At 47.7% G+C, this 21,766-nt stretch carries 18 protein-coding genes and 2 pseudogenes; 9 read left to right on the forward strand and 11 right to left on the reverse strand.

The features are described 5' to 3' along the window. The first annotated feature begins 657 nt into the window (after positions 1-657). The 6 genes from RS889_RS15760 to RS889_RS15785 are packed head-to-tail and all read left to right on the forward strand — an operon-like array spanning position 658 to position 5,734. Entirely contained in the window at positions 658-2,208 is a 1,551-nt protein-coding gene (locus RS889_RS15760) for an amino acid adenylation domain-containing protein (protein WP_315707957.1), read from the forward strand. Beyond that, positions 2,195-2,467 (forward strand): phosphopantetheine-binding protein, encoded by a 273-nt coding sequence (locus RS889_RS15765; protein WP_021015207.1) that lies wholly within the window; start codon positions 2,195-2,197, stop codon positions 2,465-2,467. The genes RS889_RS15760 and RS889_RS15765 overlap by 14 nt, the downstream gene beginning before the upstream one ends. Positions 2,468-2,469: 2 nt before the next feature. Beyond that, a complete protein-coding gene (locus RS889_RS15770) occupies positions 2,470-3,417 on the forward strand; it encodes a chlorinating enzyme (RefSeq protein ID WP_021015206.1) in 948 nt (315 codons plus the stop codon). Positions 3,418-3,432: 15 nt separating this feature from the next. Continuing rightward, positions 3,433-4,095, forward strand: coding sequence for an alanyl-tRNA editing protein (locus tag RS889_RS15775; RefSeq protein ID WP_315707958.1), 663 nt, complete (start codon positions 3,433-3,435; stop codon positions 4,093-4,095). 9 nt (positions 4,096-4,104) lie between these two features. After that, a complete protein-coding gene (locus RS889_RS15780) occupies positions 4,105-5,022 on the forward strand; it encodes a DMT family transporter (protein WP_315707959.1) in 918 nt (305 codons plus the stop codon). Next, a complete protein-coding gene (locus tag RS889_RS15785) occupies positions 5,015-5,734 on the forward strand; it encodes a thioesterase II family protein (RefSeq protein WP_315707960.1) in 720 nt (239 codons plus the stop codon). Before RS889_RS15780 ends, RS889_RS15785 begins: the two co-directional genes overlap by 8 nt. Before the next feature lie 68 nt (positions 5,735-5,802). Here RS889_RS15785 and RS889_RS15790 read toward each other — a convergent pair whose 3' ends face one another. Further along, positions 5,803-6,369: a helix-turn-helix domain-containing protein gene (locus RS889_RS15790; protein WP_021015202.1), complete on the reverse strand. Its 567-nt coding sequence runs from the start codon at positions 6,367-6,369 to the stop codon at positions 5,803-5,805. 820 nt (positions 6,370-7,189) lie between these two features. Here RS889_RS15790 and RS889_RS15795 point away from each other — a divergent pair. Further along, positions 7,190-8,299: an SDR family oxidoreductase gene (locus tag RS889_RS15795; RefSeq protein ID WP_315707961.1), complete on the forward strand. Its 1,110-nt coding sequence runs from the start codon at positions 7,190-7,192 to the stop codon at positions 8,297-8,299. Between the two features lie 51 nt (positions 8,300-8,350). On the opposite strand, the pseudogene RS889_RS23845 reads toward RS889_RS15795, so the two are convergent. From RS889_RS23845 to RS889_RS15830, 8 genes and pseudogenes are all read right to left on the reverse strand, one after another. Continuing rightward, positions 8,351-8,488 (reverse strand): annotated as a pseudogene (locus RS889_RS23845) (IS256 family transposase); the annotation flags it as partial. 188 nt (positions 8,489-8,676) lie between these two features. Further along, positions 8,677-9,765: an ATP-binding protein gene (locus RS889_RS15800; RefSeq protein ID WP_315707962.1), complete on the reverse strand. Its 1,089-nt coding sequence runs from the start codon at positions 9,763-9,765 to the stop codon at positions 8,677-8,679. Beyond that, entirely contained in the window at positions 9,762-10,511 is a 750-nt protein-coding gene (locus RS889_RS15805; protein ID WP_315707963.1) for a response regulator, read from the reverse strand. The genes RS889_RS15800 and RS889_RS15805 overlap by 4 nt, the downstream gene beginning before the upstream one ends. 479 nt (positions 10,512-10,990) lie before the next feature. Then, a complete protein-coding gene (locus RS889_RS15810; RefSeq protein ID WP_315707964.1) occupies positions 10,991-12,259 on the reverse strand; it encodes an MFS transporter in 1,269 nt (422 codons plus the stop codon). Next, positions 12,259-12,654, reverse strand: a complete 396-nt coding sequence (locus RS889_RS15815; protein ID WP_315707965.1) for a hypothetical protein — start codon at positions 12,652-12,654, stop codon at positions 12,259-12,261. The genes RS889_RS15810 and RS889_RS15815 overlap by 1 nt, the downstream gene beginning before the upstream one ends. Before the next feature lie 3 nt (positions 12,655-12,657). After that, the gene (locus RS889_RS15820) at positions 12,658-15,804 is read right to left on the reverse strand and encodes a multidrug efflux RND transporter permease subunit (protein ID WP_315707966.1); all 3,147 of its coding nucleotides are present in this window, start codon (positions 15,802-15,804) and stop codon (positions 12,658-12,660) included. A gap of 53 nt (positions 15,805-15,857) precedes the next feature. After that, the gene (locus RS889_RS15825; RefSeq protein WP_315707967.1) at positions 15,858-16,973 is read right to left on the reverse strand and encodes an efflux RND transporter periplasmic adaptor subunit; all 1,116 of its coding nucleotides are present in this window, start codon (positions 16,971-16,973) and stop codon (positions 15,858-15,860) included. A 385-nt stretch (positions 16,974-17,358) separates the two neighbouring features. Then, a pseudogene (locus tag RS889_RS15830) lies at positions 17,359-17,905 on the reverse strand (efflux RND transporter permease subunit); the annotation flags it as partial. A gap of 19 nt (positions 17,906-17,924) precedes the next feature. Between RS889_RS15830 and RS889_RS15835 the strand changes: the two are divergent. Next, on the forward strand, positions 17,925-18,515 hold the full coding sequence (locus RS889_RS15835) for a sensor histidine kinase (protein WP_315707968.1): 591 nt from the start codon (positions 17,925-17,927) through the stop codon (positions 18,513-18,515). 201 nt (positions 18,516-18,716) lie between these two features. Continuing rightward, positions 18,717-19,478 (forward strand): CDP-diacylglycerol diphosphatase, encoded by a 762-nt coding sequence (locus tag RS889_RS15840; RefSeq protein WP_315707969.1) that lies wholly within the window; start codon positions 18,717-18,719, stop codon positions 19,476-19,478. Positions 19,479-19,769: 291 nt separating this feature from the next. Here RS889_RS15840 and RS889_RS15845 read toward each other — a convergent pair whose 3' ends face one another. Further along, a complete protein-coding gene (locus RS889_RS15845) occupies positions 19,770-19,916 on the reverse strand; it encodes a hypothetical protein (protein ID WP_021015187.1) in 147 nt (48 codons plus the stop codon). Positions 19,917-20,317: 401 nt separating this feature from the next. Then, positions 20,318-21,724, reverse strand: a complete 1,407-nt coding sequence (gene gndA / locus RS889_RS15850) for an NADP-dependent phosphogluconate dehydrogenase (protein WP_290182251.1) — start codon at positions 21,722-21,724, stop codon at positions 20,318-20,320. Between the last annotated feature and the right edge of the window lie 42 nt (positions 21,725-21,766).

Genomic DNA, 21,766 nt, shown 5'->3' on the forward strand with positions numbered 1-21,766 from the left:
TATGCCACCGCCTTTATTAACGACCAGGTTAACCATCGATGAACTGAACAATGCAGTTCCTTTTCATGAAAAATGACATTTAATTAAATAAATTCAACAAGATATAAACCAACGTCATCGCTGAGCGCCCGGTGATAGACAATCAATAATATGCAAGCGACTGCTCTCTCTGCAACCGCGCTGAAACAGTCAAATTGAACCGGTTATCTGTTTCGGTATATTGGCCTGTCTCTCATCACTGGGCAATAGTCCATTTATCCCCATCATCGTTTAAACCGCAAGCACGCTAACGCCCCCACGCCCGGTTGCCATCTTCCTGCATCTTGAAGCCTATTGGATATAACACATCAGATTTCTCTGTATTTATCACTTGATCGTTCTAAACCACACGCTAACCGATGGTTAGCAATCTACAGAGAGGCCCCATGTTTAGACGCAGATCCAAGTGTTCTTAATAAGAAACAATAAGTAAAAATATTCACATTGGTTAGGTTAAAAAAATCAACAAAAATAAATCAAAAACCACTAACGAAATGTAATTTATACATATTTAATTAAATCATTTCGTGGATTTGTTAATTTAAAATTAACATATAAAAAATATTTGTTCGTTTTAATTTTTAATTGTATGTTTATTAAGAACGAAAGGAGGACAACGTGGCTACAAACCTGACCCCAACGCAAGAGCACGTAACGCCACTGCATTGTTTCTTTGACGCTGCGACAAAATATCCAGAGCGCATCGCAGTAAAAGACTGTGCCAAGAGCGTTTGTTACCGAGATCTAAAAAACCAGATAATCAATATTGGCAACTATCTGCGTGGACAAGACATCAAAACAGGTGATCTTATCGCCGTTGAGTTTTTTCCGTCGGTTGAACTTATAGCAGCACTACTTGCGGTACAAAGTGTAGGAGCAGCCTATGTACCTATAGATAAAAAAGCCCCCAGAGAAAGAAATCAGCTGATACTTGACGATGCTCAGCCAGCACTCATTATCAGTGATACGCAAACTTCATTGCATCCCGGCTTTCGTAGCAAAGACATTAGCGACATCATTAATGCGAAACCGACAGAAAATAGTCACGATGAATCAACGCCAGATGGAATTGCCTACGTGATTTACACCTCCGGCACGACTGGCAGACCGAAAGGAGTTCCCGTTTCCCATCAAAGCCTACGCACACTATTTGCGGCAACAGACGGCCTCTACCACTTCAGCGAGAAAGATGTCGTGTTGATGTATCACTCTTATGCGTTCGATTTTTCAGTCTGGGAGATATGGTCAGCTCTTGCCTATGGCGCCACGCTACTGATCCCGGATGAGGAAACCCGGGTGATGCCAGAGAAACTGGCCAGACTCATTAAACATGAGAGAGTCACGATTTTAAACCAAACTCCGACAGCGTTTTCCATCAATGCAGAAAAGCTTTGTCAGCTTAATCCATGGGAACTGTCGTTACGATTTATTATTTTTGGCGGAGAAAGACTCAATTTTCAGACATTAAAAAACTGGAATCATCATTTTGGTCTGTCTTCTCCGCTATTGGTTAATATGTATGGCATTACTGAAACTACAGTTCATGCTAGTTGGCACATAATAAATGAGAGTGATTTAAAACGATCCGAATCTAACATCGGAAAAATACTCCCTGGATTTTATTATATTATCCGACCACTTGGTGATCATGAATGGCCAGATAATAGCGGTGAACTTTTACTGTCTGGTCCTCAGGTCACTTGTGGATATCTAAATATTGATAATGAAGAAAGTGGCAAATTTGTATGGCTGGAAAATGATGGTGTTTCACATCGATATTACTGTTCCGGAGATATTGTTCAACATAATGCCAATAATGATTTAATTTATTTGGGTCGCAGTGATCAACAGGTCAAAATTCATGGCTATCGTATAGAAATAGGTGAAATAGAATCAGTCCTGGCCCAAATGGAAAGTATCAATGATATATCCGTTATCGCTACTCATTCTGAGTTGCACGGCCATCACTTAGTTTGTTTTTTTACTTCCACGACGCCTGCTGCCGAAATTATTGAAAAATTAAAGTCTATGGCAAAAAACCTCTTACCAGTTTATATGCGTCCGGCACTCTATAGAAAAATAGACATTATGCCTAAAACAGTTAATGGGAAAGTTGATAAAAACAATATTATATACTCACTCACTGGAGCAACCTATGAACATCACTAATGATATAATTAAACAAGATAGTCAAATTAAGTCAAAAGCATTAGAAAAATACATATCTTGGTTAGAAGATATACTAGAGCAGCCAATATCCAAGGATGAAAATTTTCTAGATATTGGTGGCCACTCTATGATTGCAATTTCATTGAACGAACGCGTTAAAAATGAATTCGGCCTTAGTCTTTCCATTGAAAGATTATATAACACAACGTTAGACGAAGTATTTTCATCTGCTAATTACCTTTCAGAAGAAGGATGTTAAAAATGAATAAAACACTAAACTTAAATGAAGAACAGTTAGCAAATTTTCATAACAATGGATTCATTGGTCCACTCACTATTTACACCCCGGAAGAAATGGCGGAGATGTGGAATACAATACGCCGTCAACTCCCCAATCGTAGTAACGCAGCTTATCCAGCAGACTCTTATGGCGCGGCTACCAATATATCAAACTATGATCGCCACTTAGATATTCAACTACTCAGCCAGCATATTACCAATCCACAGATAGTGGCGGCCGTATCCAGTATTCTGGGTGACGATGTCTTGTGCTGGAGAACAGAGTTTTTCCCAAAATACCCAGGGGATGAAGGCACTGATTGGCATCAGGCAGACACCTTTGCCAACGCCAGCGGTAAACCACAAATCCTGTGGCCCGGTGAAACTGAAGAGCAGTTTGGTAAAGGAACATTGACAGTTTGGACCGCTTTTACCGATGCGACAATTGAAAATGGCTGTCTGGAAATCATGCCTGGCACCCACAAGAAAATGAACTATGACGAAACCAAGTCGATGGCTTACCAGACCGACATTATTAATGCTTTGAATAAAGAAGGAAAAAACCGTGGATTCTTTGGTTATGACTACCGGAATCTTCAAGTCGATCCAAACTGGAAACCGAATGAAGCACAAGCCGTCCCACTGGAGATGAAAGCGGGCCAATGCGTGATCTTCTGGTCAACACTTATGCACGCTTCTTATCCTAATATTTCCGAAAAAAACTATCGTATGGGTTTTGCATCCCGCTACGCGCCAAGCTACGTCGATATTTATCCGAATACTGATCAGGTAAGTGAATACGGCGGGAATATCCCACTTGATAAGTTTGGCTGCGTGATTGTGTCTGGTAAAAATCACAACAGAAACAATCGTGTCGCGTCTCATAATTTACTTGGTCAACCCTTTATCCAACTGTCAACTGGCGCGTAACGCGGGAGAAATTCGATGACTCAAATTCAGTGTTACCTTGATGATACTTACCGTTTTCACTCATCAAGTGAAATTATTGATAGCGGTTCTGATGAATCAGGCCAATGGATTGCACTAAAAGACAATATTTTTCATCCACAGGGCGGGGGGCAACCCGCCGATGTTGGCTGGGTCAATGATATCCCGGTTCGGGTTGGTAGGCTCTCCGCTGATAAAGTAATTCTCTATCCCGAAACGCCGCTGAGCACTATGGATAGCGTCCCGTTGACCGCGACACTCTCCGCAGCGGATCGCTTGTTACATGCAGCATTGCATACCGCAGGTCACCTTCTGAACTGGGAAATGCGCCAATACGGTTGGATGGCTGTCAGCGGACACCATTTCCCAGGCGAATCGCGGGTCGAATTTTCGCCAATGGGCTCGACAGCCATGCTGGTCGACAAACTGCCATTACCGCTTATTCAGACAAACATTCAGGCATTGCTCAGAGATGGCCGCCCCGTCACAACCTGGCATGAAGAAGAAACGCGTCTCTGTCTGATTGAAGGAACCGAACCCATGCCTTGTGGAGGCACTCATGTAGATAATCTCAATAAGATTACCGAGTTCTCCATTAAGTCTGTCAAATTCAAAAAAGGTAAGTTACGTATCAGCTACGATGCCTCTCATGCGGTTTAAGGACTGACTATGTCTCATGACACATTGCAACTTCCCCGGTCCCAGCTTTATCTATTGGATTTCGGATTACTGGTTGTCGCCCTCTCCTGGGGAGCAAGTTATTCGTTAATGCAACTGACGGTTCGGGCCGGTGTTACCGTACCACTGTTTTTAATGCTTCGTTTTGCACTGGCTGTTCCTTTTATGTTTATCGGCACCCGGATACGTTTACGTGACATACAACGTGGAGAATGGGTTAATGGACTGATATTTGGCGGTTTACTCTATGCAATTCTGACGTTTGAAACCTTGGGGGTATCCCATACTACCGCAGCTAATGCAGGCTTTCTCATCGCCTTGTCTGTCGTTCTGGTGCCATTTTTTGAACGAGTAATTGGTAAACGTAAACAAAGTAAATTCATTTACTTTACCTGCTTTCTTTCTCTGGCTGGAGGAGGATTACTCAGTTTTTCTAATGCGACGGGTTTTGGGTTTAACAGTGGTGATACGTTGATTTTGATCGCAGCGTTAATCCGTGGGTTTCAGATCTTTATGTTCGGCAGACAGACTTCCGGCCAAAATTATTCACTGGTTAATATTACATTAATAGAATTGTTTACTGTTGCCATCCTGGGATTGGTTTTCGTTCTGCTATCTGATCCTGCGTCGCTGAATATCATCCCGACTATTTCCCTTAGTGTCTGGGGATATATTTTGTTTTTAAGTCTGCTGGCCACAGCCTTCGCCTTTTTAATGCAACTGCACGCGGCAAAGACCACCAGTTCTACACGTGTCGGATTAATTCTTTCATTGGAACCCGCGTTTGCCGCCATGTTTGCCGTCTCGATTATGGGCGAAACCATCGGCTTACTTCAGGGTACTGGCGGGATAATCATTGTCTGTGCTGCATTGATGGGGCGTATTGCAGAAGGGAAACGTTATGAATGATCCACGCGCTCATCTGGTTATTTTCCATCATGCAGGCGGTAACGCGGCAGCATTGAGAACATTTGCTAAAAGTTTCCCCAGTGACTTTAACATCATTCTGATGGAGATGCCGGGTCGTGGACGTCGGCGCCAAGAGCCTTTATTGTTTGAAGCTGATAAAGTGATTCAGGACTTTTTTCCTCGTATCCCTGCTGAAGATCCGATTGTTTTCATCGGCCATAGTTTGGGAGCTTATATTGCCTATTTAATGGCAAGTTACTGTCGTACACGCGATCCATACAGAAATATTAGTTTGGTTGCTATTTCTAATTTACCAATTCACTGTCGGCAGTATTTTCCATCGTTAGACCTTAGTGATATATCACAACAACAGTTATTACAATTTGCGGAGCTGGCGGGCCAGCTTCCAGACTGGTTAAAGCAGAATGAACGGCTAATGAGGCAGTTTTTACAAGTATTCGCCGCGGATTTAAGCGTAGCAAATTCAATTAACACTGAGCAGGAGGCTCCTTTGGTGAATACGCCGATACTGGTAATCTATGGAAAGGACGATCCTTTACTCCCCTCGCCGCCCTATCGCTGGCAAGAGTGTACACAGGATACATTCCAAATGATCGGCATACCCGGAGAGCATTTTATATTAAATCAACACGAGACTGATATTAGTGGAATAATTACTCGATTTATTGATAAACATTATTGTATGGGATAGTCGCAAATTTAAATCAGCAAAACTGCTATTGCATGACAGGGAGCCACATGGCTCCCTGTTTGTTAATATCAAATAGAATAGGACATTACCACCGTTGCACTCACTGTCGCTTCAGGACATACATAAGAGTGCAGAACATCACCAGAAAAGGCATAAAAATCACCAGGTTGCAATACAATACTTTTATTATTTTCAAACCGGAGCATCAGTACGCCATAATGGATGATGATATGTTCATGTGTTCCGGAAATATGCGCTGGACTATTAATAATAGTCCCCGGATTCATTTGTAAATGCCATATTTCAGAGATATTCCCCAGCCCGATACGAAACTTCATGACCTGAGAATAGGGGGTCTCCATCGGAAGATATTTTTCCAGATAGGGATAGAGTTCATTATTGCCACCCAGTAGATCCCCCAATGGAAGACGCAGCGCGCTGGCAATGGCGTCCAGTGTATCAACGCGAGGATTAGAACTGCCAGACTCTAATTTGGAGAGTGCAGCCTTGGATACCCCGGACAGTCGAGAAAGCTCGTTTAGCGAAATATTCCTTGCTAACCGTAACTGCTTAACTTTTTTGCCTATAGTACTGCAGGTTTTTTTTAATCCATCTTGCTGTTGAGTTATGTTCATCGCTGAGCCGAGTACCAGTTATATATTTATTTATCATAACAGAATAAAAACACCCTTTCCGCAAAAAAATACCCTTAGATCAAGCCATATTTAACACAAAATAGAACCTGAGATACTTATTAATACCTTCCTGAACATGATAAATACTCAGTAAGATATTAAAATAATTTATACTGGTCATATTAAATAACCGCTTTTAATCATTTAGTACATTACGTGTCCACACCCATTAAATGCGCAAGCAGTTATCATCTGATGACGACTCCAATTGATTGATGCATGGTAATGCCCTTTGGAGCCGGTTCCGATGGCAAGCATTGATGCCATTTATCCTTCTGTGGTGCAATAACCGCCAAGGCGGATTGGGCGCCACTCTATGGAGACTTAATGGAATAATGTGTAAATAATAACGCCTTGACATGCTGATACCGGCCCAGGTAAGTGTAATACTTTGGTCAGAATCCACAGCAATGTAAACCCTCCTAAAAAATTAATATTTTCCCTCGTGATATTGACATTTACCTATGCAGAGAATGGCTTAGAGTACAAATGTGATTATCGGTTGCCCCACTATTTTGTAAGCCCTGGTTTTACATTTGCTAACAGATAACTTACCAAATACACCAAACCTCCACAGAAATACGACAAAATCTCCATAATCAGCGTTTAACATAGCGAAAAGCACAACAGATTTAAGTCATGCAAGGATGAATTAAACGAGTCTGATTAGAAAATACTCCATGTATATAAAGAATGAAATAATCATGGCATTACTGCCCAAGCATTCAACATCGGCAAGATTTATAAAGGTGAAGGTGGCATGTTTAAGATTTTAATTACAGGAAGCACCGGTTTCATTGGGGGTAGTTTCATGGCCTATGCTTTGGAAAAATACGGAGCTGAAAATATCCTCACGATTGCCCGCGAAACCCAGGATAAAAGTGCACTGATACGTGTTAGGGAAAATCTAAAAAATTTTCATGTTAGTGATGAACTACTAGAAAAGTTATCTGATGATAATATCATCAATGGCGATCTATTGAATCCGGAACATTTTCTTAACGATGAACGCTTAAACGTTGTGACTCATGTTGTGAATTGTGCTGCTGTGGCTTCATTTGGCAATAATCCACGCATCTGGGCAGTAAATGTTGAAGGTACGTTTAAGTTAGCCCAAAAAATGGCTGAAGTTGAAGCCCTGCAGAAGTTTGTTCATGTTGGCACGGCAATGGCGTGCCTGCCGGAAAAAGGAGCGTTTGTCACTGAAAGATTATCCTCTTCCAGCCATGGTCAGCATATCGTGCCTTATACTCGTTCCAAAGCCGAAATCGAAGAACGAATAATAAAATATCTTCCTGGATTACCTTTAATTATCGCACGTCCATCCATTGTGGTAGGGCATTCTAAATATGGCTGCGAACCGTCGAGTAGCATTTTTTGGGTGTTCAGCATGGTGATTAAACTGAGCAAATATATGTGCTCACTTCAGGATAAAATAGATATCATTCCGGTGGATTACTGTGCGGAAGGATTGGATCTACTCATGAATTGTGGCGATATCAATGATCCGATTTATCATATCTCTGCGGGAGAAAAGGGAGCGGTTACTTTTTCTGAAATTGACGCCTCATTCGCCGAAGCGCAGGGGACAGTCTCGATCTCAAAAAATTATGAACAGGTTGAATTTGACTATTTTTTAAAAAATAAAAGTGATTTCCGGATCATCTTTGGGGATTGCAATGAAAAATTGATGTTAAAGTCGATTTATTTATATGGTGAATTCTCAAAGCTTAATGTTATTTTTAGTAATGAGAAAATTGTTGCTCTAAGTTTAAAAGAACCAGCCCGGTTCACAACATATATCGACAAGTGTGTTAAAACCACTCAAGGGAAAAATATTATGGAAATGATGATGTGTGATTTTAAATAAACTTACAAGTCTTCGTGAATCTGTAAATAATTATATGTAACTGCCACTATATTAATGGTGATCGCTCATGCGGTCACCAACCTCGAATAATAAAGCAGTTTATCACCAGCGCCAATTTTGGGTGGCCATACTCCATTTTTTCGATACTGCCTGTATTGCCAGATAAATGACCTTACATACTGAGTCATCTATCAGAACCTGGTACACCGCCTTTAATCCTCCAACCACATGCCCAACAGCGTTTTCTGGTCGTTGGTGTTGTAGCAGGCTTTAATTACAAAATAATAAAATAAAACAACTGGATATAGTAAATACAGCAAACAGTTTTGCCATTCGGTAATAAATTATAGTCTCATCGCTGTGGATTATTCCTCAATTTATAGTGAGCTATTTTTAGTCTCGGTTTTGTTAGGCCAGCGTACCTCGAAGAGGGTCCCACCAGTTAATGAGGGGCGGCAAGTCGCTTGCCCGCCATGTGCCAGCGCGATAGCCCGCACGACAGCCAATCCCAGTCCGCTACCGGCACCTTCGCGCGTGCGTGCGGAATCCCCACGCTGAAAGGCATCGAACACGTGGGCCGCAAGTGTTTCGGCAATTCCTGGGCCATCGTCTTCGACGCTCAGGTAGGATGAGTCATGCTCCACTCGCATCTGAACACGAACACCGCCGGGTACAGCGTGGCGTCGTGCGTTTTCCAGCAGCGCCAGCAACGCCTGGAGAATCCTGGCTGGGTCACACCGAACAGGTTTGTCTTCCAAATCGAGTACCGGTGACAAACCGGCCGCGTGCAGGCTGGGTTCAAATAACTGCATGGCGGCCTTGATTTCACCAGAGAGGTCAGCGTCGCACAGCTGAATTTGCAGGTGACCACTGTCGGCAAGTCCTACCACCCTCAAATCCTCGATCAAGCGAGTCAACCCCTCAACCTGAGCGAGTAGGCTACGAAACTGCGCGGCGTCAGGTTCAAAAACGCCTTCGGCAAGCCCTTGCAGTCTACCCCGGAGGATGGTCACCGGCGTACGCAACTCGTGAGCAATCGCCGCGTTCCAGAAGGTTTGCTCTTGCGCCATACGCTGTAGGCGTTCAGCCATAGTGTTAAAGTCATGGACCAACAAAGCAGCTTCGCTCAACGAACTGTCGTTTGTGACTGCCCGGGCATCAAGATCGCCTTGCGCAATCTGACGGAGGCTCTCGGCAACTGACGTTAGCGGTAAAAGGATGCGACGCGAGAGCTTAATGGCGACAGTGAGCGCGAGGGTCAGTGCGACAGCGGTGGTCGATAGTATCCAGCCCCATTCAAGCCCCGATGGTGCCCAGTCGTCATTTGGCGGAAAGCTGTCCGGCCAAAACATCAGCAGGGCCGCATAAAAAGCATAGGATCCCAAGATGATCAGTAGAATGACCCCCAAAACCACTGCCATCATGGTCAGAGCAATCTGGCGGCTGAGCCCGGTCAATATTTTCATGAGGTACTGCCAAACTTGTAACCTACGCCGCGCACACTGGTGGGCACACATTTCACCCCAAGATCCTCCAGTTTCTTGCGCAGTTTGCTAATATGACTGTCCACCGTACGCTCCAGTGTGTCACCCTCTGGCAGGCAAACAGTCAGTAGTTCGCTGCGGCTGAATACCTGTCGGGGTGCTTTCGCCAGGTGCGCCAGCAGCTTGAACTCAGTAAGAGTCAGAATAAGAAGATGCTTGCGATGACCAAGGTCCACCGTGACCTCATGCTGGTCCAGGTCGATCTCGAAGATATCCACCCGCATGACTTTTGGCTCTGAACTCATGCCCCGGGCTGACGTTCGTCGCAACACAGCCTGTACGCGCGCGACGACTTCGGCAGGGTTGAAGGGTTTGACTACGTAATCATCTGCGCCGATACGCAATCCCATTAGCTTGTCGATATCCTGATCCAGCGCGGTAAGCATGATCACTGCCGTATCGCCACGATGGCGGATCTCGGATAGTACCTGCCAACCATCCATACGTGGCATCTGCACATCCAACAGCACAAGGTCGGGTTTAAGTGTCAGGTGTAGCTCCAGCGCCTGTAACCCATCAATGGCGTGGACGGTGCGTAAGCCACTACGCGTAAGATAAGCTGTCAGGATTTCAGCAATCTCAGACTCATCTTCGGCGATGAGTATCAGAGTAGATCCCTTACCATCATCCACTAGCTCAGTGGATAAATTATGTGGAAAGCCTGCCATGTTTATCTTTCTCGTTTGCGAGCATTAAATTTACCAATTTCATCATAATTCCACATATGTTCAACTCAAACTACATTCTTTTTTTGTAAAATCTCCACCTTTTCTGGAAGTACAACGGCAATTATAGTTCGTTGAATAGATTGATCCTGACCCAGCCAAAACCAGAATTCCGGTATGATAAATACGCCCCTGAATGGAGGTTGTGGCGATGAAAAAGTTACGATTTACCGGAGAACTGACGCTCCTCGCTATTAAGCAGACCGAACGGTGTAGTGCAGGATCGAGGACTCTCTGGGGGGCGTCGAATTGAACTCTGGGTTAAAATAACATCGGTTACTTCTGATCATTGTGTTACCTGTTTTTGACTATGAGGCGATGATATCACCGCTATCCAGGTGACCAAATTCAGAATTCCACTTCAATAAAGTCTATCTTTTCAAGAGTCATAATCAGCCATAATGAAAGTATACTGATTGATTTTAAAGCATTTTCTCCAATTTAAGTAATTTAGGAGAAAGAAAACCGGTCAGACACACCAGGCCGCCAAGCACGCCCATCAGCACAAATAACCACCGAATGCCGATCAGTTCACCCAACGGGGTAGAGATCGCCAACCCAATCGGTGCCGCCAATCCCATCACGGTATTCAACAGCGATAACACACGCCCCTGCAAATGGTTAGGTATGGTGCTCTGTAACAATGCGGTGAGCGGCGCATCACCGAGAATAAAGGTGAAACCGCTCACCACCCACCAAGCAATCGCCACCCCAAAAAGCGTGGGCGGTACCAGAGCGGTCAACGCCAGAGAAAAACACGATGCAGTAAAGCCCCAAAGAATCCAGGGCATTTTCCTCCGTGGCGCACTTGCCGCCACCACCAAGCCACCGAGCACCATGCCTATGCCCTCCAGCCCTTCCATGAGGGCTACCTGAGGTGCGCCACCAGCGAAGTATTCTTTCACCAGCAGCGGCACCAGCATAAACGACGGCATAGTAACCAGCACGACAATCCCTAGTAAGCCATAGAGCCTACGCAGACCGGGGTCTGACCATACCAACTGCAGCCCTTCGCGGAACTCGCGCCATATGCTGCTGGAGGCATTCATACCGGCGCATGCCTGAGGAATGCTGAATATCAGCAAAGGCACGATGCCGAGCAACGCGGTGGAGACATCAATACTTAGCGCCCAGCCCAGCGGCATCACGCTGATGGCAAGCGCCCCAAAGGGAGCGGCCGCCACCAGCGTCAAGGCTTGCAGAGTCTGATTGAGTCCCGCTGCGCGCGACAAGAAGCTATGCGGCACCAGCATAGACATGCTAGCTGCCGCCGCCGGGGCCTGAAAAGCCTGCATCGCGCTGCGGATAAACATCATGGTGTAAAGGTGCCACAGCTCGATACGCTGGGTCAGAAACAACACGATCAATACCAGCATGCACAACGCGCTGATCACATCAGCGCCGATCATCAGCAGACGCCGACTATAGCGATCGGCGAACGTACCGCCCAAGGGACTCAGTAAAGCCTGGGGTAGCAGTGCCGCCATGCCGGCAGTAGCCAAGGCGGACACACTGCCGGTGGTATCCGTTATCCACCACAACAGCACAAACTGCGTCAGGGCGGAGCCCAGCAGAGACAGCGCTTGCCCACTGAAAATAGCCCAAAACCGTATCCGCCAATACGGACCGGGGTCAATATTACCTTCCGGTTTGGGCTGGTCCATAGGAACCTGTTTTGATTCAAGACTCATCAGCATAAAGAATCCATACTATTTTGGGCATTTGCCGCATCGATGGTTACGACGGATGAGTCATTAACTAAACCACTCTCCAAGGCTTTATACAGTGTAACCGCATTACTAATTTCATTTCGGCGCAGACCCAGCAACGTCTGGCATATGGCATACAACTGTCGCCCGGCATCAAGCAGATCCCGGTTGTTGACCAACGACAATACCGTCAACCGCGGCAATCGTAGATCGCCGAACATCCTATGCCAGCCTGAGTCAGCGGTTTGGTCAGTTATACTGGCCAAACCGCTCGGTACAGGAAACATTACCAGTACCGAAGTGACAGGCTTAACCAGTTTGGACGTCAGGAAACATGCAATAAGTGTCAGAATGAAAGGAAAAACAAGAAACGGCATTATTTAATCCTTTCTACACTGAGAATGGGCGGTCTTCCTAGCCCGACGTTCGATGCGCCATGCCTCGAAACGCGCCTGTAGCCCCATGACAAATACAAAGAATACCGGAACAAAAAATACCGCCAGCAACGTCGCACTGACCATGCCGCCGAATACGCCCGTGCCGATAGCGTGCTGGGTTTCGGCGCTGGCGCCCATGGCAACCATCAGCGGCACCACGCCCAGCCCAAACGCCAGCGACGTCATCAAGATCGGCCGCAAGCGCAGTCGAGCCGCCAATACTGCGGATTCCACCAGCCCCTTACCTTGCTCGCGCAGTTGCTTGGCAAATTCCACAATCAGAATGGCATTTTTGGCCGACAGGCCAATAACCGTGATAAGGCCGATCTTAAAGAACACATCGTCCGGCAGGCCACGCAACAGTACGGCTGCAACCGCACCGATCAGGCCCAGCGGCACCACCAGCATCACCGACAGAGGAATTGACCAGCTTTCATATAGGGCTGCCAGCACCAGAAATACCACTAGCATGGACAGCACCATCAGCATCGGTGCCTGCGTCGCCGACTGCCGTTCCTGCAAAGACTGCCCGGTCCATTCGACCGTAAAGCCCGGCGGCAACTGTGCGGCCAAACGCTCCATCTCGATCATTGCTTCTCCGCTGGACGTCCCCGGCGCGGCGCTACCCGATATCCTGGCTGTGGGGTAGCCCTGGTATCGCACCAGTTGCAACGGCATTTCGCCCCACACCGGCGTGACTACCTCGCGCAACGGCACCATACCACCCGCCGCGTTACGCACATAAAGCTTGAGCACATCGTCCAACTGCATGCGTGCCGGTGCGTCCGCCTGGATGATGACCTGCTGCATGCGTCCGGCATTGGGGAAATCGTTAACATAAAGCGATCCAATAGCCGCAGACAGGATTTCGCTGATATCGGTGAACGATACCCCTAACGCCTGGGCTTTAGTGCGGTCGATATCCAGGCGGATGCTGGTGCCAGCTGGCAGGCCATCAGGATACACACCAGTGACTTTTTTGCTCTGCTCGGCCAGTTGGATTAACTGGCTTTGAGCGGCCAGCAGCGCGGCATTTCCCTGGTTGGCGCGGTCTTGCAGCCGCAATGCGAATCCCGATGTCGTACCCAGGCCGTCAATAGCCGGAGGCATCAAACTCATCACGGTGCCATCCGCTGTCTGCGACATAACCTGCTGGGCTAGCCAGACTTCCTCCTGCGCCGTCGCGCCGTGGCGGTCACCCCAGTCTTTCAACGTGGTAAATGCCAGCGCAGTATTCGGACCGGAACCGGAGAATCCAAAGCCCAGGATGGAAAGATTCGCTTCCACACCGGGACGCTTAGCCACATACCGCTCAAAAACCTTGACCACATCAAGTGTGCGCTCCATCGTCGCGTCCGCTGGCAACTGGAACGAGGTCATGAAATTACCCTGATCCTCTTCAGGTAGAAAGGCGGATGGCAATTGACGGAACGCCAGCACCAATACCACCACAATGGCGCCAAAGACCATCATAACCCGGCCAGTACGCACCATCTGCGCGGATACGCCCATTTCGTAACCTTGCGTCAAACGGTCGAACCGCTGGTTAAATCCGCCAAAGAAACCGCGCTTTTGTTGATGCGCCGACACCACCGGCTTAAGCAGAGTGGCACATAGGGCTGGCGTCAGGCTCAGCGCCAAGAAGGCTGAAAACAGGATAGGAACCGCCATTGATAACGCAAACTGTTTATAGATCACGCCCACCGAGCCACTGGCAAACACCATCGGGATAAACACCGCGGTCAGCACCAGAGTAATGCCGATCACCGCCCCGGTGATTTCACGCATCGCTTTTATAGTCGCCTCTTTTGGCGATAGGTTTTCGGTGGCCATCAGCCGCTCAACGTTTTCCACGACTACGATGGCATCGTCCACAATGATACCGATAGCCAGCACCATGCCAAACATGGTCAATACATTAATCGAGAATCCGGCAGCCAGCATCACCGCGAAAGTGCCCAGCAAGGCGATAGGTGCCACAATGGCCGGGATCAAGGTATAGCGGATATTTTGCAAAAACAGGTACATCACCAGAAACACCAGTACCATAGCTTCCAGTAGCGTGTAGATAACCTTCTCGATGGAGACTTTTACAAACGGCGCGGTGTCAAACGGTATCGAGTAATGCATGCCACGCGGCATTGACCTACTCAGCTCCGCCAGCCTGGTACGCACCGCGTCAGAGGTTCTCACTGCGTTGGCGCCTGGTGAAAGCTGCACCGCGGCACCCGTGGACAGCTGACCGTTCAGGCGCGTACTAAAACCATAAGATTGCGCACCCAGCGCAACCCTGGCCACGTCACCCATCACCACTTTAGAGCCGTCCGCATTGGCGCGTAGCACAATGGCTGCAAATTGCGCCGGTGTCTCCAACTGCCCTTGTACCGTCAGCGGAATGGTCACCCACTGCCCCGGCAACGCGGGTGCATCACCCACCCGGCCCGGCGCAATCTGGGCATTCTGCTGACTGATCGCAGTGGACAAATCGTTCATGGACAGGTTAAACGAGGTCAGTTTGGCCGGATCGACCCAAATACGCATTGCTCGTTCGGCGCCAAACAACTGGACACGACCCACGCCATCGATGCGCCTAAGCTCTTCGATAATGTTGCGCGACATGTAATCGCTCAACGCAATCTCGTCCAGGTGTCCGTCTGTGGAGGTCAAAGTAACAATCAGTAAAAAATCCGAGCTGGACGACTCGACGTCGACGCCATTTTGTCGCACCACCTGCGGCAAACGTGGTTCGATCGCCTTGAGGCGATTCTGTACGTCCACCTGAGCCAGATCGGGGTTGGTACCCGGCTTAAAAGTTACCGTAATTTGCGCAAAACCGGAAGTATCGGTGGACGACTCGAAATACAGCATATTTTTGACGCTGGACAGTTCCCGCTCAATTAAGCTCACCACCGAGTCATTCAAAGTTTGCGGCGTGGCCCCGGGATAGGACGCAGTAATGTTGACGGTTGGAGGCGCCACTGAGGGATAGCGTTCGATCGGCAATCTGGGAATGGCGATCAGGCCAAACAATACGATGAAGGCCGCAACTGTCCAGGCAAACACCGGGCGGTTAATAAAAAATTGTGGCATCACGAAATTTCTCTATGGTTTAACAGATTGCGGCGTGGGCGCGGAGGCATGGGTCAGCCATGGAGAAGACGCCACTTCGGCCCCCTCTGCCAACCGCTCCATCCCTTCAACCACAATGTCCTGACCAGCATGCAACCTGTAAGGATAAGGTATTGGCGACCCACCAGCTCGCCGAGCCGTACTAATACCAAATGTGCCCGACGCTTCTCGTCTATGACCCAAATACAGGCATCCTCCCCATTACGCACCACCGCCTGCTGCGGCACCAATAGCGCCTCGGCATAGCTCCCGTGCGGCACACGGGCCCGCACGAACATGCCGGGCAATAGCAATCTTTGCGGGTTATCCACCAGAATGCGTAGCAGTACGTCGCCAGTGCTGGCATCCACATTAATGCCCGAGAACAGGATGCGGCCGTTAACCGGATAAGCATCACCATTATTGCGAAGAATGGCCACCGGCAGGCCGTGACTGTCAGCCGTATTTGCTGCGGCGAACACGCCACGCAAAGATTCCAACGTAGACGCCGGTTGCCTCACATCAACATAAACTTGATCGATTTGCTGAATGCGGGCCATGGGATTGGTGTCGGACGCCCCCACCAGCGCGCCCTCAGTGACCAGCGCCTGATCGATACGCCCTGAAATGGGTGCATCCACCGTAGCGAATGTCAAATCCAGACGTTTGCGCTCCAGAGTGGCCCGGGCCTCTGCCACCTCGGCGGCAGCCTGATCGCGTTGCGCGACCGCATCGTCATATACCTGATGGCTAATGGCGTTGGTGGCTACCAAAGGATGCAGACGCCCAGCATGCACTTTTGCGCGTACATACGCGGCTTCGACACGTTGCAAAGCAGCCGACGCTATGTCCACATCAGCTTTAAAGGGGGCCGGGTTAATCTGGAACAGCGGTTGGCCAGCTTTGATTTCAGCACCCTGTTCGAACAGGCGGTGCTGAACGATCCCGCCCACCTGAGCGCGGATTTCCGCCGTACGCACCGCAGCCACACGACCAGGCAATTCATTGGTTAAATCCACCTTGGTCGCCACCAGTGTCATGACTGAGACCTGTCTGGGCGTATCTATGCGTTTCTGCTCAGGCTCGTCGCATCCAACTAATATCAATGCCGCCAGACAAACCACTCCAATATTGCATCGCCACCAGTACATTTTCATATCCATTCAACATCGGTTTTTCTGGAAAGAGCCGCATTATGCAAAATGAAAATGGAGTTTAAGTTGGATATATGTGGAGGCATGATGGAGAGAGCAAATTAAATGACAAAATGGTATATCTGGCCGACAGTTAACGTAAATATCGCCCCACCTGAATAGCAGAGATGATGCCAACATATTGATTGCTGTCCAGTCATACCTTTTGGAGCCAGTTTCGATGGCAAGTATTGATGTCATCGGTCTTTCCTGTAGCGCAGCAGATGGCGTGTTTCGCAATGGTAAAATACCGCTGGTCATCAGCGCTATCGCTGTTTCCCTGCATATTGCAAGCTGCTAGGTATACATTAATGAGCCAAATGACCTATACCAGCCAATAACGTCATTTTTTCCCTTCCCATTGCATCAGTAAACTCAGCGCCGCCGGTAATACCGTCAGCGTAAAGATCGTGGCCACCAGCAATCCACCAATAATGGCATACGCCATCGGCCCCCAAAACACCTGATGCGCAATAGGGATCATACCGAGAATTGCCGCACAGGCGGTGAGCAGAATAGGTCGTGACCGGTGACGAGCAGCCTCAATAATGGCCGTCTGCGCCGCCGCACCACGGCAGATATTGCGGTCTACTTCACTGATCAGAATAACTGCGTTACGGATAATCATCCCCGCCAGCGCAATCACCCCCAACAGAGCAACGAATCCCATTGGCGTACCGGTCGGAAACATCGCGGCCACCACGCCAATCAGCCCGAAGGGCGCCGTCAGAAACGCCAGGATCATCCGAGAAAAACGCTGTAGCTGAATCATCAGCAATATCAGCAACCAGCACCGTCACCGGCAGAACGGCATACACCGAGCCATTGCCTTTGTCAGACTCGACAACCACCCCGCCTTCCTCAATGCGATATCCCGTCGGCAATGTGGCCATGGGGAGAATACAAGGCATGATCGATGGTGTTTTCCCACTGCAAAACGCCCAGCTAACCATGGTAATTAAACAGCTTGAGCAGCTCAACCATGTGATTCAGGATCTTCACTTTCTTTCCCTTGCCAGAGCGGGACAACTCATACTGGTTAAAACACCTTTCTATCTGGAGGAGGTGATTTCAGAAAGACTTTCCTGGTATCGACCACAACTGGAAGCCGCCGGTTTCTGCATCCAGCAACATATTGAGCAAACTGAATTTTGCGTAGCCGATCTTGAGCGATTGGGGCAGGTGTTTTCCATCCTGATAGAAAACGTACTGAACTATGCACGTGAGGGGAAATATCTGGGCATCCACGTCATCGAACAGGAACATCAGTGGGTAATCAGTCTCTCCGACCACGGTCAGGGCATTGATCGCGACTCGCTGCCAATGCTATTCGATCGCTTTTGGCGCGCGGAGCATTCACGGGGACGGCATTCCGGTGGCAGTGGGTTAGGATTATCCATTGCGTCAGCCATCATTACGGCTCACGCTGGAACCATTCATGCCGTTTCTGCACAAGGAAAGGGGCTCACCATTGTAATTACATTACCCCGTGAAACCTGAAATCGCTCACTTTTGATCATCAGCAGGACAGAGTACAGAGACGCGTAACTGGCGTTCGACAGGCGACACTGAATGTGTTTAACGCAATTTAATTTTGAATGTCATATTGGTGACATTGGTTATTCACCATAATCTCCTAAAAATACAATTTCTCGTCTATCTTCCTTTTAGCTACATTCCATTCTGCCAGGAGAGATCAGGATGAAGTATAAAAAATTATTATGGGCCATCGCCATAGTGATTATTTTTTTATTGTTTGTCCTATGGTTTATTTTAGGACGAGGAAACAGTAATGCACTCTGGGAAATAGTGAGTCAGAAATGTGTTCCTAATCAGCAGAGTAATGGTAATCCTGCGCCTTGCTTAAACGTCGATCTGAAAGATGGATACGCCTTACTTAAAGACCTCCGGGGGCCTTACCATGATTTGCTGATACCTTCCACAAAAATTACCGGTATTGAAAGCCCAGTGCTCTTACAAAATAATACGCCTTCCTTCTTCGCGGCCGCATGGAATTACCGTGGGTATATTGTCAAAGAAATCGGTAAACCGGTAAAAAATGAATATTTGTCACTGAGCATTAATTCTCAATATGGTCGTTCTCAAAATCAGCTACATATTCATATATCATGCCTGCGACCTGAGGTTTACCATACGTTACATGAACAATCGACAGCAATTTCAACCCACTGGCAACCACTGGGCGTTGAACTTCAAGGGCATAAATATCTGGCGATAAAACTCACTACAACCGATTTAACGCAGTCAGATCCCTTTAAGACGTTATATCGATATGTTCATAGACAGGATGACAGCATGGGCAATTATGGTCTGGCTGTTGTCTTCACCCCCAGCGGAGACCCCATCCTGCTCGCCAATCGTCTTGATATCCTGGATGCTAATCGCGGATCGGCAGAAGAAATTCAGGATATTACCTGTGCACTGGTTAAAGAAAACAATTAACACGATGCGGCGTATGCCTTAGATAGAATAACGCCCCGATAGCGTATTAAGAAACGGGGATACACGGGGCGGCCGCCACGTTCGGCCTCTTTCCGAGCCCCCCACATCGGAGCCAGGTGAACGACACTGGTGTTAAGCCAACAAGGCGTAAGGTCAGGTAAAGCCACCGGTTTTCCCGGCGACAACACTTACCCACGCCGTTGTTAATGATCAAGCAATACACCAGACTTTTGGTGTGCCGTCGAGAAGATAACGTAGTTTGCTATCAGGGATTTAACTATGACCAGGAAACTAGCCATTAGACGGTTGAAAATGAAAACCACCAGGTCCTCCGCCAGGCCCCCCACCATGTCCACCACCACCCGGAGGAGGGAAAATACACCCATTCAGGGCGACCGTCAGAATAAGTAAGCCCATCAGTTTCAATAAACGCTTCATGTTTTACCTCGTTATACACGTTATTCGGCCGCATCATAGAAAGGAGGTACCGGTTAAACAAGCATCTTATTCCTAAAAAAAAATGTATTAACAATAAGTTATGTTATTTACATTTCTCAATGGGAAAATAACCGTTTCCTTTACGATAATCTGATTGTCGCCAGAAAACAGGCGAAAAAAAACTGACGCTAATCAAGTCAATAATGACCAGACGGGCATCAGTTTTTGCTCAGAAAACCTGATAACGCTCCCAACGGTGAGTTATCACCACTCTGACTGACGAACACAACACCAGCACAGGCAGTAATAGTGATATTCTCTCGACGGATAGAAAAAAGCGCGGTTTGAACAGACGTTCAAACCGCGCTGACACTAATAATTAATCAAAACTGACGTCATGTTTATTCCAACCATTCGGTATGGAATACCCCATCTTTATCAGTACGCTTATATGTATGAGCACCAAAGTAATCACGCTGCGCCTGAATCAGGTTAGCCGGCAGAACCGCTGCGCGGTAACTGTCATAATAGGCGATAGCCGCAGAGAAGGTCGGGGTCGGAATGCCCTGCTGAACAGCGTAAGCCACAACATCACGTAACGCCTGTTGATAGTCATCAGCAATCTGCTTGAAGTAAGGTGCCAGCAGCAGGTTGGCAATATTGGCATTCTGAGTGTAGGCATCGGTGATTTTTTGCAGGAATTGAGCACGGATAATACAACCGGCGCGGAAAATCTTGGCGATTTCTCCGTAATTCAAAGACCAATTGTTTTCATCAGATGCTGCTTTCAGCTGAGAGAAACCTTGTGCATAAGAAACGATCTTTCCCAGATACAACGCACGACGTACTTTCTCCACAAATTCCGTTTTATCACCAGCGAATGGCTGGATTGTCGGGCCGGTTAGCACTTTTGATGCTGCAACCCGCTGAGATTTCAGGGAAGACAGATAACGCGCGAACACGGACTCGGTAATCAGTGACAACGGTTCTCCCAGATCCAGTGAACTCTGACTGGTCCATTTCCCGGTTCCCTTGTTTGCCGCTTCATCCAGAATCACATCCACCAGATAGTTACCATCCTCATCTTTTTTGGTAAAGATATCAGCAGTAATTTCAATCAGATAACTGCTTAATTCACCTTTGTTCCACTCCGAGAATGTTTTAGCCAGATCGTCATTATTCAGGTTCAATGCCTGTTTTAACAGCGAGTAGGCTTCGGCGATCAACTGCATGTCACCATATTCAATACCGTTGTGTACCATCTTGACATAATGACCGGCACCATCAGCACCAATGTAGGTGACACAGGCTTCACCATCAGCACGAGCGGCGATTTTCTCCAAAATCGGCGCCACCAGTTCATATGCGTGTTTCTGTCCGCCAGGCATAATGGATGGCCCTTTTAGCGCGCCTTCTTCGCCGCCGGAAACCCCGGTACCAATGAAGTTGAACCCTTCGGCAGACAGTTCACGATTACGACGAATAGTATCTTTATAGAAGGTATTGCCACCATCGATCAGGATGTCACCTTTCTCCAGGTGCGGTTTCAGTGAATCGATGGTTTTATCTGTTGCTTCACCAGCCTTAACCATTAACAGGATGCGACGCGGTTTTTCCAGGGATTCAACAAACTCCTCAACGGTGTAGTAAGGCACCAGTTTCTTACCCGGATTTTCTGCTACAACCTCATCGGTTTTATCTGCAGAACGGTTAAAGATGGAAACGGTATAACCACGGCTTTCAATGTTAAGCGCCAGATTGCGCCCCATCACCGCCATACCGACAACGCCAATTTGCTGTTTGGACATTAAAGCAACTCCTGTCTGAAGGATAATCTACCTGTTGCGAAT

Origin of the sequence: Brenneria uluponensis (assembly GCF_032395385.1) — a bacterium.
In the GTDB taxonomy this organism is placed as follows: domain Bacteria; phylum Pseudomonadota; class Gammaproteobacteria; order Enterobacterales; family Enterobacteriaceae; genus Prodigiosinella; species Prodigiosinella aquatilis.